Annotated in this window: 14 protein-coding genes, 2 tRNA genes and 1 pseudogene; 7 read left to right on the forward strand and 10 right to left on the reverse strand. The window is 55.3% G+C overall.

The genetic code is table 11. The annotated features are described in order from the left end of the window. Positions 1-14: 14 nt before the first annotated feature. From puuD to J8X26_RS07885, 3 genes are read left to right on the forward strand one after another with little or no spacing between them, the layout of a single operon-like run. Positions 15-818 carry a gamma-glutamyl-gamma-aminobutyrate hydrolase gene (gene puuD, locus J8X26_RS07875; protein WP_208950609.1) on the forward strand — a complete coding sequence of 268 codons (804 nt, stop codon included), beginning with the start codon at positions 15-17 and terminating at the stop codon, positions 816-818. Positions 819-822: 4 nt separating this feature from the next. Then, a complete protein-coding gene (gene puuR / locus J8X26_RS07880) occupies positions 823-1,380 on the forward strand; it encodes an HTH-type transcriptional regulator PuuR (RefSeq protein WP_152324107.1) in 558 nt (185 codons plus the stop codon). Positions 1,381-1,429: 49 nt separating this feature from the next. Beyond that, positions 1,430-2,743 carry an FAD-binding oxidoreductase gene (locus J8X26_RS07885; protein WP_165058044.1) on the forward strand — a complete coding sequence of 438 codons (1,314 nt, stop codon included), beginning with the start codon at positions 1,430-1,432 and terminating at the stop codon, positions 2,741-2,743. Between the two features lie 39 nt (positions 2,744-2,782). On the opposite strand, the gene J8X26_RS07890 is transcribed toward J8X26_RS07885, so the two are convergent. Next, positions 2,783-2,977 (reverse strand): hypothetical protein, encoded by a 195-nt coding sequence (locus J8X26_RS07890; RefSeq protein WP_101075866.1) that lies wholly within the window; start codon positions 2,975-2,977, stop codon positions 2,783-2,785. A gap of 195 nt (positions 2,978-3,172) precedes the next feature. On the opposite strand from J8X26_RS07890, the gene J8X26_RS07895 reads away from it, so the two are divergent. Continuing rightward, the gene (locus J8X26_RS07895) at positions 3,173-4,900 is read left to right on the forward strand and encodes a potassium/proton antiporter (RefSeq protein ID WP_165058046.1); all 1,728 of its coding nucleotides are present in this window, start codon (positions 3,173-3,175) and stop codon (positions 4,898-4,900) included. Between the two features lie 44 nt (positions 4,901-4,944). Here J8X26_RS07895 and osmE read toward each other — a convergent pair whose 3' ends face one another. After that, positions 4,945-5,277 carry an osmotically-inducible lipoprotein OsmE gene (osmE, locus tag J8X26_RS07900; protein WP_152324110.1) on the reverse strand — a complete coding sequence of 111 codons (333 nt, stop codon included), beginning with the start codon at positions 5,275-5,277 and terminating at the stop codon, positions 4,945-4,947. Between the two features lie 244 nt (positions 5,278-5,521). On the opposite strand from osmE, the gene J8X26_RS07905 reads away from it, so the two are divergent. Beyond that, positions 5,522-6,121, forward strand: coding sequence for a cupin (locus J8X26_RS07905; RefSeq protein WP_152324111.1), 600 nt, complete (start codon positions 5,522-5,524; stop codon positions 6,119-6,121). A 7-nt stretch (positions 6,122-6,128) separates the two neighbouring features. On the opposite strand, the pseudogene J8X26_RS07910 reads toward J8X26_RS07905, so the two are convergent. The 6 genes and pseudogenes from J8X26_RS07910 to J8X26_RS07935 form a co-directional block, all read right to left on the reverse strand. Next, positions 6,129-7,753 (reverse strand): annotated as a pseudogene (locus J8X26_RS07910) (methyl-accepting chemotaxis protein). 112 nt (positions 7,754-7,865) lie between these two features. Next, positions 7,866-8,366, reverse strand: a complete 501-nt coding sequence (locus J8X26_RS07915) for a GNAT family N-acetyltransferase (RefSeq protein WP_208950610.1) — start codon at positions 8,364-8,366, stop codon at positions 7,866-7,868. A 57-nt stretch (positions 8,367-8,423) separates the two neighbouring features. After that, positions 8,424-9,515 carry an ABC transporter ATP-binding protein gene (locus J8X26_RS07920; protein ID WP_152324114.1) on the reverse strand — a complete coding sequence of 364 codons (1,092 nt, stop codon included), beginning with the start codon at positions 9,513-9,515 and terminating at the stop codon, positions 8,424-8,426. Beyond that, positions 9,508-11,277 carry an iron ABC transporter permease gene (locus J8X26_RS07925; RefSeq protein ID WP_101075872.1) on the reverse strand — a complete coding sequence of 590 codons (1,770 nt, stop codon included), beginning with the start codon at positions 11,275-11,277 and terminating at the stop codon, positions 9,508-9,510. The genes J8X26_RS07920 and J8X26_RS07925 overlap by 8 nt, the downstream gene beginning before the upstream one ends. A gap of 77 nt (positions 11,278-11,354) precedes the next feature. Further along, positions 11,355-12,443: an ABC transporter substrate-binding protein gene (locus tag J8X26_RS07930; RefSeq protein ID WP_152324115.1), complete on the reverse strand. Its 1,089-nt coding sequence runs from the start codon at positions 12,441-12,443 to the stop codon at positions 11,355-11,357. A gap of 189 nt (positions 12,444-12,632) precedes the next feature. Next, on the reverse strand, positions 12,633-13,523 hold the full coding sequence (locus tag J8X26_RS07935) for an SDR family oxidoreductase (protein ID WP_165058050.1): 891 nt from the start codon (positions 13,521-13,523) through the stop codon (positions 12,633-12,635). A 120-nt stretch (positions 13,524-13,643) separates the two neighbouring features. Here J8X26_RS07935 and J8X26_RS07940 point away from each other — a divergent pair, with 120 nt between their 5' ends. Continuing rightward, complete coding sequence (locus J8X26_RS07940) at positions 13,644-14,585, forward strand: AraC family transcriptional regulator (protein WP_208950611.1); 942 nt, start codon at positions 13,644-13,646, stop codon at positions 14,583-14,585. A gap of 59 nt (positions 14,586-14,644) precedes the next feature. On the opposite strand, the gene J8X26_RS07945 is transcribed toward J8X26_RS07940, so the two are convergent. Then, positions 14,645-14,732: transfer RNA gene (locus tag J8X26_RS07945), tRNA-Ser, on the reverse strand. Positions 14,733-14,915: 183 nt separating this feature from the next. After that, a tRNA-Ser gene (locus J8X26_RS07950) sits at positions 14,916-15,003 on the reverse strand. Positions 15,004-15,263: 260 nt separating this feature from the next. Here J8X26_RS07950 and yccA point away from each other — a divergent pair. Then, on the forward strand, positions 15,264-15,926 hold the full coding sequence (gene yccA / locus J8X26_RS07955) for an FtsH protease modulator YccA (RefSeq protein ID WP_208950612.1): 663 nt from the start codon (positions 15,264-15,266) through the stop codon (positions 15,924-15,926). Positions 15,927-16,027: the final 101 nt, after the last annotated feature.

Consider the following 16,027-nt stretch of genomic DNA (forward strand, 5'->3'; position numbering starts at 1 on the left):
AAAGAGGCGGTATTATGGGCAATATATTTTCCACGGCATCCGCAGGAAAACAGACAAGCTACAGACCGGTTATTGGGGTTGTGATGTGCGAAAACACGGTGGATGAAAACCCGGCGCTCACCGTCCACGAGAAGTATCTGGACGCTATTTTTAACGCCGACGCCCTGCCCGTTTGCCTGCCACACGAACTGGCGGCACGCGACGGGGCGATAGACCAGATACTGCGTGGTCTGGACGGCATTTTCCTCACCGGCAGCCCGAGCAATATTGAGCCGCATCAGTACGGTGAAGAAGGTGTTGAAGCGCTGGCCGATCCGGGCCGCGACCGTCTGAGTTTGCAGCTAATTCGCGCCACGCTGGATAAAAAGATTCCGCTGTTTGCCGCGTGCCGTGGTTTGCAGGAGCTGGTGGTCGCGACCGGCGGCAGTTTGTACCGCAAGGTGCACGAAGAACCCGGCTTTATGGATCACCGCGAAGACACGTCATTGCCGCATGACGCGCAGTACGATCCCGCGCATCCGGTATTTATCGAACCGGGCGGCTTACTTTCAGAATTATTACCCGACTATCAGCAATTTCAGGTGAATTCCCTGCACGGTCAGGGAGCGAAACGTCTGGGCGCAGAACTGGCTGTCGAAGCCCGTGCGCCGGACAATCTGGTGGAAGCCGTGAGTGTCCGCGGTCACCCGTTTGCGTTGGGTGTGCAGTGGCATCCGGAATGGCACAGCCTGACGGATCCCGTTTCCCGTCAGCTGTTTAACGCTTTTATCGCGGCGTGTCGCAAAGGCCATCAGGCCCGGAGCGCACAAGAGGAATAAAGGGATGAGCGAAGTCAGTCTGGCGCCTGGTCGCCGGCTTTCTGAAATTCGTCAGCAACTGGGCATGTCACAACGTAAAGCCGCCGAGTTGTCTGGCCTGACGCACAGCGCCATCAGTACCATCGAACAGGACAAAGTCAGCCCCGCCGTCAGTACGTTGCAAAAGTTATTGCGGGTTTACGGGCTGTCGTTATCGGAGTTTTTCGCCGAAGAACGCAAAAGTGACGAACCGAGAATCGTCATTAATGCGGCAGATTTGATTGAGATCGGCAGCCGGGGTGTTTCCATGCGAATGGTGCATAACGGCACGCCAAACCACGCGGTCGCCATGCTGCTTGAAACCTATCAACCCGGCAGCACAACGGGCGACAAAATTAAACATCAGGGAGAGGAAGTCGGCACCCTGCTCGAAGGAGAAATCATCTTAACCATCAACGGTCAGAGCTACCCGCTGCGCGCGGGCCAAAGCTATGCCATTAACACCGCGAACCCACACAGTTTCAGTAATAATTCGACGCGGATTTGCAGGATAGTCAGCGCACATACCCCTAATACCTTCTAGTTGTCAGCGTTCTGGGCCTGACGACGGGAACCCAAAGAAGGATGTCATCATGAGTGCTCAAACAGGAAGTCCCCGCGCTGCCGGTGCGCCTCACACCGACAGCTATTACGCAAGTTCTGTCAACGCTCACGCGCCGTGGCCTGAGCTTAATGACAATATTGAGTGCGACGTTTGTATTGTCGGTGCCGGTTATACCGGCATCTCTTCAGCGTTATATCTGTGCGAAGCCGGTTACGACGTGGTGGTGCTGGAAGCCGCGCGCGTCGGCTGGGGCGCCAGCGGGCGCAACGGCGGTCAGGTGGTCAATTCTTACAGCCGCGATATCGATGTGATTGAAGACCGCTATGGCCGCCAGACCGCCGACATGCTCGGCAGCATGATGTTTGAAGGCGCCAATATCATCCGCCAGCGCATTGATCAGTACGCGATTGACTGCGATTACCGCCCCGGCTGTATTTTTGCGGCGCTGAGCACAAGACAGCTCAATAAATTGCGTGACCAGCAAAAACTCTGGAACCGCTACGGCCATACCGAGCTGACGCTGCTCGATGAGAGCGCGGTTCGCCGCGAAATCGCCACCGACCGTTATGTCGGGGGGCTGCTGGATAAAAATGGCGGGCATATTCATCCGCTCAATCTGGTGCTGGGCGAGGCCGAAGCGATACGCCGTCACGGCGGACGCATTTTTGAAGGCTCGGCGGTCACGCGCATCGAGCACGGCGAACCGGCCATCGCGCATACGGCGAAAGGCACGGTCAAAGCGAAATATGTGATTCTGGCGGGCAATGCGTATCTGAGCCAGCAACTTGCACCGCGCCTGACGCGCCTGAGCATGCCGTGCGGTTCGCAGATTGTTGCCACTGAGCCGTTGTCCGATGATATGGCGCTGTCGCTGCTGCCGAATAATTATTGCGTGGAAGACTGTAACTATCTGCTCGACTATTTCCGTCTTACTGCCGATAACCGCATGCTGTACGGCGGTGGCGTGACCTACGGCGGGAAGAATCCGCCGAACATTGATTCGGTGATCCTGCCAAAGCTCAACCGCACGTTCCCGCAGCTCAAAGGTGTGAAGATTGATTACCGCTGGGGCGGCAATTTCCTGCTAACACTCTCCCGCCTGCCGCAGTTCGGGCGGCTGGAAAAGAATATTTACTATATGCAGGGCGACAGCGGCCACGGCGTGACGCTCACGCATCTGGCCGGAAAGCTGATTACCGAAGTGCTGCGCGGCGATGCGGAACGTTTTGACGCATTTGCCCGCCTGCCGCACATGCCGTTCTTCGGTGGCCGCAACCTCCAGGTGCCGTTTACCATGCTCGGCGCTGCTTATTATTCACTGCGCGACCGGCTTGGGGTTTAACCGGCTACAGCCCCTTCCCCGCAGGTGCCCTGCGGGGGCTTACCCTTTTCCGGCGACCGGAAATTCGTTATCCGTACTGACTTCGGGCAACTCATTCAGATCGGGCAGGATCCCTTGCGAAATGTAATCTTTTGCTGCGATCGCCTGTTCAGTACCGCCAGCATCGCGGATAACCACATGTTTTATCGCGCCGTCTTTCAGCACCTCACGGCGTACACCGGTATATTCACTCATGTTTAGTTCCTATTGTGTTCACTACTCATGGACATTGCTCATCTTTAAGCATAGTTTTTTATTCTTAAGTGCAACTAATAAAAATCCTAAATGACCTCAGCAAGACGCTCATGTTCCTGATAAATTAGACCTGTTGTCATTGATGACTCAACCGCACTTCCCCCGCGCCCTTAAAGCTTTACAAGGAGATCTCTCTTGGACGCCAGCACGATTAATACCCTTTTCTTTATTGGCGCCCTGTTAGTTGCAGCGAGCATTTTGCTCAGTTCGTTCTCTTCGAAGCTCGGTATCCCTATTTTGGTCATTTTCCTGGCGATCGGCATGCTGGCCGGCGTCGACGGGATCGGTGGCATTGCCTTTGATAATTATCCGGCCGCGTATCTGGTCAGTAACCTGGCGCTGGCGGTGATTTTGCTCGATGGCGGAATGCGCACCCGCGCCTCCTCCTTTCGCGTTGCCCTCTGGCCCGCGCTATCGCTGGCAACAGTCGGTGTGCTGATTACCGCCGGGCTGACCGGGCTGGCGGCCGCCTGGCTGTTCCACATCAATCTGATGCAGGGTTTACTGATTGGCGCGATTATCGGCTCCACCGATGCGGCGGCGGTGTTTTCGCTGATCGGCGGAAAAGGCCTGAACGAACGCGTCAGCGCCACCTTAGAAATTGAATCCGGCAGCAATGACCCGATGGCTGTCTTCCTGACCATCACACTTATCGACATGATTTCCAAAGGTGAACACGGGCTGAGCCTGATGTTTGTCGTGGACGTCGTGCGCCAGTTTGGCCTCGGCATTGTGTTTGGCGTTGGCGGCGGCTGGCTGCTGCATAAACTCATCAACAAGATTACGCTGGCGGCCGGGCTCTATCCGTTGCTGGCGTTCAGCGGCGGCTTGCTGGTTTATGCGGCCACCATGGCGCTGGAAGGCAGCGGCATTCTGGCGGTCTATCTGTGCGGCCTGATGCTGGGCAATATGCCGGTCCGCAACCGTCACGGCATTTTGCAGACCTTCGACGGGCTGGCGTGGCTGAGCCAGATCGGGATGTTCCTGGTACTTGGCCTGTTGCTGACGCCGAGCGACTTGCTGCCTATCGCCCTCGCAGCGCTGGCGCTTTCCCTGTGGATGATCCTGCTGGCCCGCCCGCTGTCGGTGTTTGTCAGCCTGATCCCGTTCAAAAACTTCACCCTGCGCGAGCGTTTCTTTATCTCATGGGTCGGCCTGCGCGGCGCGGTGCCGATCATTCTGGCGGTTTTCCCGATGATGGCTGGCCTGCCGAACGCCACGCTGTATTTCAATGTCGCGTTCTTTATCGTGCTCGTGTCGCTGTTGCTTCAGGGCACATCTCTGGGTTATGCGGCCAAAAAAGCCAAAGTGCTGGTGCCACCGCAGCCGACGCCGATTTCCCGCGTCGGGCTGGATATCGACGTTTATAACGACTGGGAACAGTTTGTGTATCAGCTCGGCTCCGACAAATGGTGCGTCGGCGCGGCTCTGCGTGACCTGCAAATGCCGCAGGCGACGCGGATTGCGGCCCTGTTCCGCGGTAAGGAAATGTTGCATCCGACCGGCAGCACCCGGCTCAAGGAAGGCGATATTTTGTGCGTCATCGGTCAGGAAAAGGATTTGCCGGAACTGGGTAAATTGTTCAGCGACAGCAATAAAGTCGTGCTCGACGATCGTTTCTTCGGGGATTTCATTTTGCAGGCCGATGCGCCGCTGGATGCGATTTCCCAACTGTATGGCCTGAACCTGGAAGATTCCGTTGACCAGTCACAAACGCTGGGACACTTTGTTATCCGCCTGCTGGGTGGCGAACCGGTCATCGGTGACCATATCGAATGGGACGGGCTGACGTGGACGATTGCAGAAATGGACGGGAATCAGGTGAGTAAAGTCGGTGTGAGGATTGTGACAGAGAAAGCCTGAGAATGAGGCTTCTCCCCCTTAGCCGGAGGAGAAGCCAGACCCTATTACTGACCCGCCTGCGGATCTTTGTCGTAGTCTGAACAAGACTGATAGCCTTTATTCATGACATGACCGGTATCGTTGAAGCTGACGAAGTAAGTCTGCGCTTTACCATCACGCGGGGCGACAGCGTAAGTCTGACAAGTCCCTTTCGCGTGCACCAGCGTCGCTTCCGTTGACGGTGGCCCTGCAATAGCACGAACCTGAGATTTGGTCATGCCGACTTTAACGTCGCTGACGACAGGTTCTTTCACGTAACTCGCTGCACGATCGTAAGTCTGACACCCTGCCAGTACAGAAACTGCTGTAGCAACCATAATTAACATTTTCTTATTCATAACATCTCCTCCTGAGGTCTTTTTTGTATTGTTAAGACTAGAAGAGATGGCCGATATAGCCAGCCAATATGACTTATATTTGTTGATTGCTACAGTTTTTAAGTTTTTTCTGATAACTGTAGTGGCGAATTTAACCGTTTTCCGGCGGGCAAAAAAATGGCGCGTAAAAAGAGGCCAGCCCGCCATTTATGATCTATACATGAATGATGTAAGTCTTTGATTGCGCGACAAGGAGCTATTCCTGATGCATTTGGACCGACGCCGGTTTGTGACTTTGCTGGGTTTGATGGCCCTGTTGCCGATCCCCCGTTTAGGCTTTGCGGATCCCAGAGAGGTCGCGATGGACACATTGCTGATTGATAAACCCGATGGCGGCGTACCCAATAATTCCTTACCGGTACTGATTTATCATCGCGTGATCCCACCCGATGCCGTCGATAACGCCGATTATCTTGAACACCTTTTCCGCTCCAACGGCTGGCCGCCGCAGTGGCGTTATCCGGTTTATACATTCACGCATTTCCACTCAAATACGCATGAAGCGCTGGGCGTTTTTTCCGGCACGGCCAAGCTGCAACTCGGCGGCGAACACGGCAAGATTATTGACGTGAAAGTCGGCGATGTCCTGTTACTTCCCGCCGGTATCGGCCATAAACAGATTTCCGCCGACGAGGATTTTATGCTGGTCGGCGCTTATCCACCGGACATTAAAGCCGATTTGTGTCATGACGAACTGCCGCTGCTGGCCGCACGCACTAAGGCGGTCAAAGCCGTGCCGCTGCCGGCGACCGATCCGGTCACCGGGCACAGCGAAGGCAGCATGCTGGTCTGGCATAAAAGCTAATCTTTACTTACGCCGCTGCCAGCCCGAAACGCGCCACCGCCCTTTCCAGCCGCTGTGACTGGTCGAGTAATTGCTGGGAAGATGCCGCCGCGTGATCGGCCAGTTTGCCGTTTTGCAGCGTCACATGGTTGAGCGCGGTGATCCGTTCGGAGACATCGTGAACACTTTGCCCCTGATACAACGTCGCTTCTGAAATTTCATTCACCAGCGCGCTCAGACCGTTGAAGATGTTGATAATCTCCTCCAGGCTCTGGCTCAGAACGCTGACAGACGCCGATCCGCGTCCGATTTGCTCTACGGAATCGTCAATCAGCTGATGAATGCCGCGTGTGGAATGGCTGCTTTTTGCGCCAGCAGGCCGATTTCTTTTGCCACCACCGCAAAGCCGCGCCCGTGCTGCCCGGCATGCGCTGCTTCGATGGCCGCATTCAGCGCAAGAATGTTGGTCTGGAACGCCACGCTGTCGATCATCGACACGATGCTACTCATTTCCGTCGACTGGCTGACAATCTCTTTCATCGCCGTGTCCACCTGCCCCATGACTTCGCCGCCGCGCGTCGCCACGCCTTTTGCCTGTTCGGCGCGTTTACTGGCCTGCTGCGCGTGCAGGGCATTTTCTTTGACCCGCTCATTCAGATGGGTGATGTGTTCGGTCGCCGCTTTCAGTTCTTCGCTCTGAATGGCCGCCTGCGCGGAAAGTTCTTCATTACCTTTCGCCATCTGGTTGATGTTAAGCATGATGTGCGAGGACGCATCGCGCACTTCACTGACCAGCTTTTGCAGGCCGCGCTGCATGTTGCGCAGGCTTACGCCCAGTTCGCGCATTTCAATCACACGCGAATGATCGTCTTCGACGTCGCGGGATAAATCCCCGGCGGCCAGCACGCTGATATGCCCGATCATCCGTTGCAGCGGGCGGATTATCCAGGCCGTGACGCCGCGCCAGACCAGAACGGCGATCACCGCCAGAATGACCAGCGCGCCCATAAATAAGGTTTTTGCCTGCGTCAGCGAGCTGAGCAAACGGTCGCTGAGCGACACCGCCGTGTGTTCATTGACCTCCAGATAGGCGTAATACTTCTGGCTGAAATCATCCTGAAATGCCTGAATCGGTACTTCAAAGAAGGAATCAATGGTGTTGTTTTTTTGCAGACCGTCCGACTGTTCGCGCAGCCCGTCAAAGAACATCTGGTAGCTGGCTTTAAGCTCGGCGGTGGCTTTGTCGGCGTTCTTCGTCATGCCGTCGAAACGGGCAAACGCTTTTTGCGAGGCGGTCAGGGAATCCAGCGACTCCTGCATCAGGCTGTGCCAGCTGCCGTCAGAACCGGTTTCTTTATCCTGCATGTAATAAATGCCTGCGCGGTTGAGTTTGTCACTGGCCATCAGCAGTTCCATGCGGGCTTTATCCATCACCGCCTGTTGCTGACGCAGGTTTTCCGTCGCAATAACGTTATTGCGCGCGTCCTGAAGAATGTTGGTGAGCACAACGGTGGAGAAAATCTGTAAAGCAGAAAACAGGGCGATAACACAAATTACCCCGAAAAGTATTCCCCGCGGACGCTTTGTGAAAACAGATCGAAATAATCTGTTGAAAGGTATTTTACCAATACGTGAATGAGAAGTTAATATCATGATTATTCTGCATTATTTGGATAAGAGGCAGAATTTTACGCGCAGGAAATGACAGAAATATTTCAGGAAACCGCAGGACGCGGTTCCCCTGAATGGAAGAGCATGAATAGCTTCAGCGGAGCGAACGCTGCATCACGGTGACCTGTTCATTATCGACTTCGCGGTTTTCCACTTCCTGCCAGCCAAGACGCCCGTACAGCCCCTGCTGATCCGGCGTGTACAGCCAGAGCGTTTCCAGCCCGGCATCGCGCGAGCGGCTGATACAGGCTTTAACCAGCGCCGTACCAATCCCTTTTCCGCGCAGATGACGCGGCGTAAACACTTCGCCCAGCCAGTATTTGCGTTCCGCGACATCGCTGAGTTCGTAACGCATCACGCCCGCCGTGCCCACAACCTGGTCATTTTCATCAAGCGCAATCAGCACACACTGGCGTCCGCGACTGTTCATCCGCTGTATAAGCCGCTGGCGGATATACTCTTTCTGGGCCCAGTGAGGAAAGTCAGACCATTCACCGTGAAGGTATTCGGTCACGACGTCCAGATACTGAGGAACGTCGGCCAGGCTGACAATTTTTAAGGTGCTGTTAGCGGTGGAAGATGAAATCTGAGTCATGGAAAAACCGTTTTAAACAAACAAGGGGAACCAATCTGTCGATTCCCCTTGTTTGTGTCAAGCGCCCTGAGTGCTTCCCTGTTGTTTAGGGAAGATCCACACATGTTGCTCCGGCAAAGACAGATGACAATGCTGCGGATCGCGTACATCAGCGCCGTACGCACGGATCACAAAATCATCGCCGGACGTGCGGAACAGATACTCCCAGCGGTCGCCGAGATACATGCTGGTGAGCAGCGGTAATTCCAGCTGATTATCGCCCGGCCCCTCCGCCAGCACCACGCGCTCAACGCGGATCACCGCCGTGCCTTCCTGACCGGCTTGCACGCCGTCGCCCGCCTGCCCCCACAGCGTCCAGCCGCTGCCTTCGATCCGCGCTTTGCCGTCGCGGACTTCAGTGATTTTCCCGTGCAGGCGGTTATTGCTGCCCATAAATTCCGCGGTAAACAAGGTTTTTGGCGAACCGTACATTTCCTGCGGCGTACCCTGTTGCTCAATTTTGCCGTTATTGAGCAGCAGAATGCGGTCGGAAATTGCCATCGCTTCGTTCTGATCGTGCGTGACCATCAGCGCCGACAGCCCCAGCTTGATGATCAGCTCACGCAGGAAGACGCGGGCTTCTTCGCGAAGTTTGGCATCCAGGTTGGAGAGCGGCTCATCGAGCAAAATCACCGGCGGGTTGTAGACCAGCGCCCGGCCAATCGCCACGCGTTGCTGCTGTCCGCCGGAAAGCTGATGCGGATGGCGTTTGCCCAGATGCCCCAGCCCGAGCTGATTCAGCACATCCTGCACGCGCTGAGTGATTTCACCCGCTGCGATTTTGCGCAGTTTCAGCGGATACGCCACGTTCTCGAACACGGTTTTATGCGGCCACAGCGCATAAGACTGGAAGACCAGCCCGAGGTTGCGCTCTTCCGCAGGAATTTCGCTGCGCGGCGTGCCGTCGTAGACTTTGTTTTTGCCGATGATAATGGTGCCCTGCGTCGGCTTTTCCAGCCCGGCGACGGCGCGCAATAACGTGGTTTTGCCACTGCCGGAAGGCCCGAGCAACGACACCACTTCCCCGCGCTTGAGATCCATCGACACGCCTTTGAGCACCGGGTTGTCGCCGTAGGTTAAGTGCAGATTCTCGACCGATAATTCAATCATGTAATTTGACTCCAAAACGAAGGGCAATACCCAGACCTAACACCACCAGCAGGATGTTAATAAAGGAGAGCGCGGCAACGATGTCTATCGCACCCGCCGCCCACAGGGAAACCAGCATTGAGCCGATGGTTTCTGTACCCGGCGATAAGAGGTACACACCGGTGGAATATTCGCGCTCGAAAATCAGGAACATCAGCAACCACGAGCCAATCAGGCCGTAGCGCGACAACGGGATAGTGACGTGGCGGGTAATCTGCCCGCGCGTTGCGCCGGTGCTGCGCGCCGCTTCTTCCAGTTCAGGGCCGACCTGCAACAGCGTGGAGGAGATCAGCCGCAGACCGTACGCCATCCACACCACGGTGTAGGCCAGCCAGACGCTGAAAATGGTACTGCGCAGGGAACGCAGCCAGACCACCAGGTTGTCGCGCAGCCATTGCGACCACGGCATCCCGGAAAGCCAGCCGGATTTGAGCGCGTTATCCAGCCACATTGGCAGGAACAGAAATACCCACAAAAATGCCAGACCGGCCAGCAAGCCCGGCACCGCACGCGGTACCAGTACACTGTAATCGAGGAAACGCGTGACGCCGTCCGGTTTGCGGTGCATCGCAATGCCGATAAACAGATAACAGGCCACCGCCAGCGCACCACCGATGACACCAATTGCCATCGAGTTGACGATCGCGCGCAGCAGGTTCGGCTGTTCCCAGATCGTGCGGAAGGTGTTGAACGACAGCTCATCCCACAGGGAAACACCGACGCCCCAGTTAGAAATAAACGCGCGAAGCATCACGCCGAGCAGCGGCACACCAATTGTGACGGTCAGCCAGAACGCCACCACCGCACCGGCCACCCAGCGCCATTTCCCGAGCGGCAACGCCCGCGCCTGAGAGGCTTTGCCTTTGACGGTCACGAAGCGGTTCGCCGTTCGCATCAGGCGGCGCTGCAACATCACCAGCGGAATGGTGATACAAATCAGCACCACCGCGACGGCGGCCATCAGATGATAAGACGGCGTCCCGAGTTTGTTGGTCAGCTGATACAGGTAAGTTGCCAGCACCATGTTGCCTTCCGGGTCGCCGAGAACCAGCATCAGCCCAAAGACTTCCAGCCCGAGGAAAAACAGCAATACGGTGGCGTATAAAATGGAAGGACGCACCATCGGCAGACTGACGGCGGTCATGACCTGAAGCGGCGAGGCACCGGCGGTTCGCGCGGCTTCTTCCACATCTGAACCCACGCTGCGCAGCGCCGAGGAGATGTACAGATAAGCGTGCGGAACGTGCGTCAGCCCGGCAATCACCACGATGCTCGACATGTCGTAGATGTTCCACGGCACAAACCCGATCAGCGACTGCGCCCACAGCGAGAAGAACCCGACCGGCCCGGCGGCGACGACGTAACCGAAACCTAATACCATCGGCGAGACGAAAATCGGCACCAGGATCAGCGGTTCAATCACGCGGCGGCCCGGCAAATCGGTGCGCACCATCAGGAACGCCAGAATACCGCCCAGCGGAATGGCGATCACCACCAGCCCGAAGGCCAGAATAAAGCCGCTTCTCAGCGCCTTATAAAAATCCGGATCGGTGAAAATGAATCCGAAAGACTCGAGGCTCCACTCTTTTGACGGGGAAAAGAACGGAGCGGAGAGAAAACTTTGTATCACGATGAACGACAACGGAATGTAGATAACCAGCGCGGTTATCAGCACCACAATGCCACGCGGCAAGCTTTGCCACTTTCTGCGCAATGCATTCATGTTACTTCCCTTCGGTTAGGAACCCTGAACAGCGAAATCAGGTAAGAGAACAGGAGGCGCGGACGCCTCCGTGAGTCTTATTTTTGTGCTGCGGCGCGCCACTCTTTGATGTAATCCAGACGCTTTTTCTGTTGCAGGTATTCGAGCAGGGTTTCATCGACCGGGATTGGCTTGAGCGCATTGCCTAGCAGTTTGGTCAGGCCGTCGATGTCGTTTTTACCTTCGATATCGTTGCGGATTGACGGAATGTCGGCCTGATTTGCCAGAATGGTTTGCCCTTTTTCAGACAACACGTAGTCCAGCCACAGTTTGGCGGCGTTGTCATTTTTGGCCTGCTGGCTGATGAAGGAAACGCGCGAAAGCACCAGGGTGTAATCCTTCGGATAGGAAATGCCGAGCGACGGATCGGTTTTGGCGCGGGCTTCGGCGTAGGAACCGAGAATGTTAAAACCAATCAGGTTTTCACCGGAAGACACCCTTTCCATCATGGTGCCGGTGGAAGACTGCACTGCTAAACCGCCTTTGGCGACGTCAGCCAGCGTTTTGAAATAGTTCGGATCGGCTTTGAAATCCTGCACGGAAAGCATGAAGCCAAGACCGGATTTCTCGATATCGTAAGTGGTGACCTTTTTGTTGAACTTCTCGGTCTGGCTGGCGATGAGTTTTGCCAGCGCGGCGTGGGAATCCGGTACATCACCGGCCGGGATCAGGCGTTTGTTATAAATAAACACCACCGGTTCATAGGTCGTGCCGTAGGCTTTGTCTTTCCACACCGCCCATTTCGGCAACTGGCCTTGTTCAGGCGATTTGTATTCCTGCGCGTAATCAGTCGCCAGCTTCAGCGCGGTGTCCATGGAAGAGCTCCAGACCACGTCACCGCTGGTGCCGCCCGCCGCCTGTTCGCTGATATAACGGTTGTACAGCTCGGTGCTGTTCATGTCGTTATATTCCACTTTAATGCCCGGATAAGTGGCCTCAAAACCCTGGATCAGCGGGCCGGCAGCTTTGGTGTCGGTGGTGGAATACACCACCACTTTGCCTTCTTTGGTCGCGGCATCGACGACTTTTTGGTAATCCGCAGGATAGCCCTGCGGCAGGGCAGACATTGCGGAGGAAGACATCAGTACAGAAGCAGCAATCAGAGACAGACGTAATTTTTTAGACATTATTGTTAACCTCTAGTTACATTTGAGAAACTAAAAATCAACATAACGCATAACGTCAGACAGGCAATGAGGGATTGTTTTTATCTTCCCGATTTGTGAGTCGGGGCGTTTTTTAGGCAATTAACACCATAAAAACCACGGCGAGACGTTAAAATCAGGCTGCAAACGCAGCCTGATTTGCGTGAGGAATTAATCAAAGTATCCGGCGGTATCGATATCCTTCAGCAAGCCCTGATGCTCGGGTTTCCAGCCTAAAACCCTGCGGGTCAGTTCGCTGGACGTCGGATTACTCAGCCCCGCGAAGTGGGTAAACCAGCCAAAATGCGCCGCGGCGGCTTCTGCCGTTTTGCTTTCCACCGGAATATTCAGGTGTCTGCCGATCATTTCTGCAATCTCGCGGAACGGCACGCCTTCCTCGGCATTCGCATGATAAACCGCATTATGCGCGCCCTTTTCCAGCGCCAGCCGGAACACTTTCGCCGCGTCCAGCCGGTGAACCGCAGGCCAGACATTTTTGCCTTCGCCAATGTACACCGACACGCCTTTTTCCCGCGCCATCGCAATGATCATCGGCACAAAACCGTGGTCACCCGCGCCATGCACGGACGGCGGCAGGCGCACCAGCGAAACCCGCACGCCCTGTTCTGCCAGCGCGGCGACGGCCAGATCGGACGCCACGCGCGGATTTCCGCCCTGCGGATCCGGCAAATCCTTTTCCGTCACCCGCTGGCCGTTATTCACCAGCGCCGTGCCGGACGTCACGATCAGCGGTTTTTCCGTTCCCGCCAGCGCCTCTCCCAGCGCGCCTATTGCCAGCCGGTCTTTTTCGCAGTTCTCAATAAATTTAGAAAAATCATGAATGAACGCAGTGTGGATCACGCCGTCGGACTGCGCCGCGCCTGCTTTCAGGCTTTGCAGATCTTCAATACTGCCGCGAATCACACCGGCTCCGGCCCCTTTCAGCGCCTGCGCTGACGCGTCCGAACGGGCCAGCCCGAGCACCTGATGGCCCGCGCGCAGCAATTCCTCCACGACCACAGAACCGACAAAACCTGTTGCTCCTGTTACAAATACACGCATGGCAATTTCCTCTGTGTTCTCTGAAAAAATGAAAGACTACGCCATGAAATATAGGGGCTGGAGAAAAGACGATCTATGCGCTAATGTCCGTAATATCTTTGTAATCGTCCGGAGTCGTTGATGGATCCACTTTCTGATGTGTTGTCGCTGCTCAAACCACGCAGCTATATGTCCAAAGGTTTTGAAGCCGGTGGAGACTGGTCCGTGCAATTTCCGTCTCATTATCAGTCAATTAAATGCAATGCGATTATTACCGGCGAATGCTGGCTGGCCGTCGAATCGGTGCCTGAACCGGTCCATCTTAAAGCCGGAGACTGTTTCGTGTTGCCCAGCGGCCGCCCTTTCCGGCTTGCCAGCGATCTGAGTATTTCACCGGTCGATGCAGGGCCGATTTTTGAACAGGCGCGCGGCGGCGGCACGGTGTCGTGTAATGGCGGCAAAGATTTCTTCCTGACCGGCAGCCGTTTTGCCGTCAGCGGAGCCAACGCCCCGACCCTGCTGGCGATGCTGCCGCCGGTTGTGCATATCTCAAAAGAATCCGACAAAGACAGTTTGCGCTGGGCGGTGGAACAGATGATGCAGGAACTGCGCGACGAACGCCCCGGCGGTTTGCTTATCGCGCAGCATATGGCGCACATGATGCTGGTGCAGGCGCTGCGGATGCACGTCGATAACGCGCCAGAACGCGGGGCCAGCGGATGGTTTGCCGCACTGGCGGATAAGCAATTAGCGAAAGCACTGAACGCGATGCATGAAAATCCCGCGCACCGGTGGACGGTTCAGACGCTGGCAGAACGCGCAGGCATGTCGCGCTCGGTCTTCTCACTGAAATTTAAACAGGCCGTCGGCAGCGCGCCGCTGGAATATCTGACGCGCTGGCGCATGTTGCTGGCCGGAGACCGGCTGGCAAACGGCAACGAGCCGGTTTCCAGCGTGGCATTGTCATTGGGTTATGAATCAGAAAGTGCATTCAGCACGGCGTTTAAACGGACGCTCGGCTGTTCGCCACGGCAATACGGGCAGATAGAAGCGGGCGAAGAAAATACAGCCATTGCGGAGTGAGACGAATTTCAGACACAAAAAAAGCCGCTAATTGCTTAGCAGCTTCAATGTGTTGTTTATGGCGGAGGAGGAGAGATTCGAACTCTCGAATGGTTTCCCATCGCCGGTTTTCAAGACCGGTGCCTTCAGCCGCTCGGCCACCCCTCCGTAAACAACAAGCACTTCGCGACGTCAGTCGTTCAGTACGGGGCGTAGTATACAAGACCGGAAAAAAGATGCAAACATTATTTTCAGTCTACTTTGTTGATTTAATGAGCATTTAAATCAGCTTCACAAATTTCAGAGACAAAAAAAGCCGCTAATTTCTTAGCAGCTTTCTTGTGTTGTATATGGCGGAGGAGAAGAGATTCGAACTCTTGAATGGTTTCCCATCGCCGGTTTTCAAGACCGGTGCCTTCAGCCGCTCGGCCACCCCTCCGCAACGAAGCGAACTATAAACATAGCCGATCGGGTTGTAAAGCCTGATTACATTCAATTGCCTGAAAAACAGGCATTCGGTTCTTAAGCGGCGATTTAAGCATCATTACGGCGATTTTGGCATCAGGAAACCCCGCCTGGCGGCGCTTAGAGAGGTAAAGAAGGGTAAAACGTCTTTAATGACGTCACGCAACTACTTACACTCCAGTCTGACTGTATTTTCACCGACTCCAACGTTTTGTTAAAAGTGAGAATTTTATTATGGATCGTTACGCTGCCTCTACGTCATCACGCGCAGGCTCGTTGTTAAGCACACACCGGGAGTTGCGTAATACTTATTTCCTGTTAGCACTGACGCTCGGCGTTTCGGCGATTACTGCGACGGCGAGTACAGTTCTCCGCTTACCTGCACCAGGCTTCCTGCTGACTATCGTCGGTTTCTATGGCCTGATGTTCCTGACTTACCGCACGGCGAACAGTCCGGCGGGTATTTTATCAGCCTTCGCGCTGACCGGTTTCATGGGCTACACGCTCGGACCGTTGCTGAGTTCCCTGCTTTCCGTGGGTGCCGGTGACATTATTATGCTGGCGCTTGGCGGTACGGCTCTGGTCTTCTTCTGTTGTTCGGCTTACGTGCTGACAACGCGAAAAGACATGTCGTTCCTGTCGGGCATGATGATGGCGGGCTTTGTTGTGCTGCTGGTGGCGGTGATCGCGAACCTGTTCCTGCAAATTCCGGCGCTGTCACTGGCGATCAGTTGCCTGTTTATTCTGTTCTCAGCGGGCGCGATCCTGTGGGAGACCAGTAATATTATTCACGGCGGCGAAACCAACTATATTCGCGCCACGGTCAGCCTGTATGTGTCGCTCTACAACGTGTTTGTCAGCCTGCTGAGCATTCTCGGGATGTCATCACGTAACTGATTAAACACGTAATTCGTTCCAGCCCCGCCACCGTGCGGGGCTTTTTATTTTGTCAGACGGGGCTTTTTGCTAAACTGTCGGCTGCATTTTTACAGGTCAGA

Source organism: Rahnella sp. ChDrAdgB13, from assembly GCF_017655185.1.
Lineage (GTDB): Bacteria > Pseudomonadota > Gammaproteobacteria > Enterobacterales > Enterobacteriaceae > Rahnella > Rahnella contaminans.

What these genes read in the sequence shown, in the direction of transcription:
- J8X26_RS07925 (WP_101075872.1), bottom strand. Translation starts at nt 11,277, where the DNA reads ATGAATGCATTGCGCAGAAAGTGGCAAAGCTTGCCGCGTGGCATTGTG.
- J8X26_RS07935 (WP_165058050.1), bottom strand. Translation starts at nt 13,523, where the DNA reads ATGCGTGTATTTGTAACAGGAGCAACAGGTTTTGTCGGTTCTGTGGTC.
- osmE (WP_152324110.1), bottom strand. Translation starts at nt 5,277, where the DNA reads ATGAATAAGAAAATGTTAATTATGGTTGCTACAGCAGTTTCTGTACTG.
- puuR (WP_152324107.1), top strand. Translation starts at nt 823, where the DNA reads ATGAGCGAAGTCAGTCTGGCGCCTGGTCGCCGGCTTTCTGAAATTCGT.
- J8X26_RS07915 (WP_208950610.1), bottom strand. Translation starts at nt 8,366, where the DNA reads ATGACTCAGATTTCATCTTCCACCGCTAACAGCACCTTAAAAATTGTC.
- J8X26_RS07905 (WP_152324111.1), top strand. Translation starts at nt 5,522, where the DNA reads ATGCATTTGGACCGACGCCGGTTTGTGACTTTGCTGGGTTTGATGGCC.
- J8X26_RS07920 (WP_152324114.1), bottom strand. Translation starts at nt 9,515, where the DNA reads ATGATTGAATTATCGGTCGAGAATCTGCACTTAACCTACGGCGACAAC.
- J8X26_RS07890 (WP_101075866.1), bottom strand. Translation starts at nt 2,977, where the DNA reads ATGAGTGAATATACCGGTGTACGCCGTGAGGTGCTGAAAGACGGCGCG.
- J8X26_RS07930 (WP_152324115.1), bottom strand. Translation starts at nt 12,443, where the DNA reads ATGTCTAAAAAATTACGTCTGTCTCTGATTGCTGCTTCTGTACTGATG.
- yccA (WP_208950612.1), top strand. Translation starts at nt 15,264, where the DNA reads ATGGATCGTTACGCTGCCTCTACGTCATCACGCGCAGGCTCGTTGTTA.
- puuD (WP_208950609.1), top strand. Translation starts at nt 15, where the DNA reads ATGGGCAATATATTTTCCACGGCATCCGCAGGAAAACAGACAAGCTAC.
- J8X26_RS07940 (WP_208950611.1), top strand. Translation starts at nt 13,644, where the DNA reads ATGGATCCACTTTCTGATGTGTTGTCGCTGCTCAAACCACGCAGCTAT.
- J8X26_RS07885 (WP_165058044.1), top strand. Translation starts at nt 1,430, where the DNA reads ATGAGTGCTCAAACAGGAAGTCCCCGCGCTGCCGGTGCGCCTCACACC.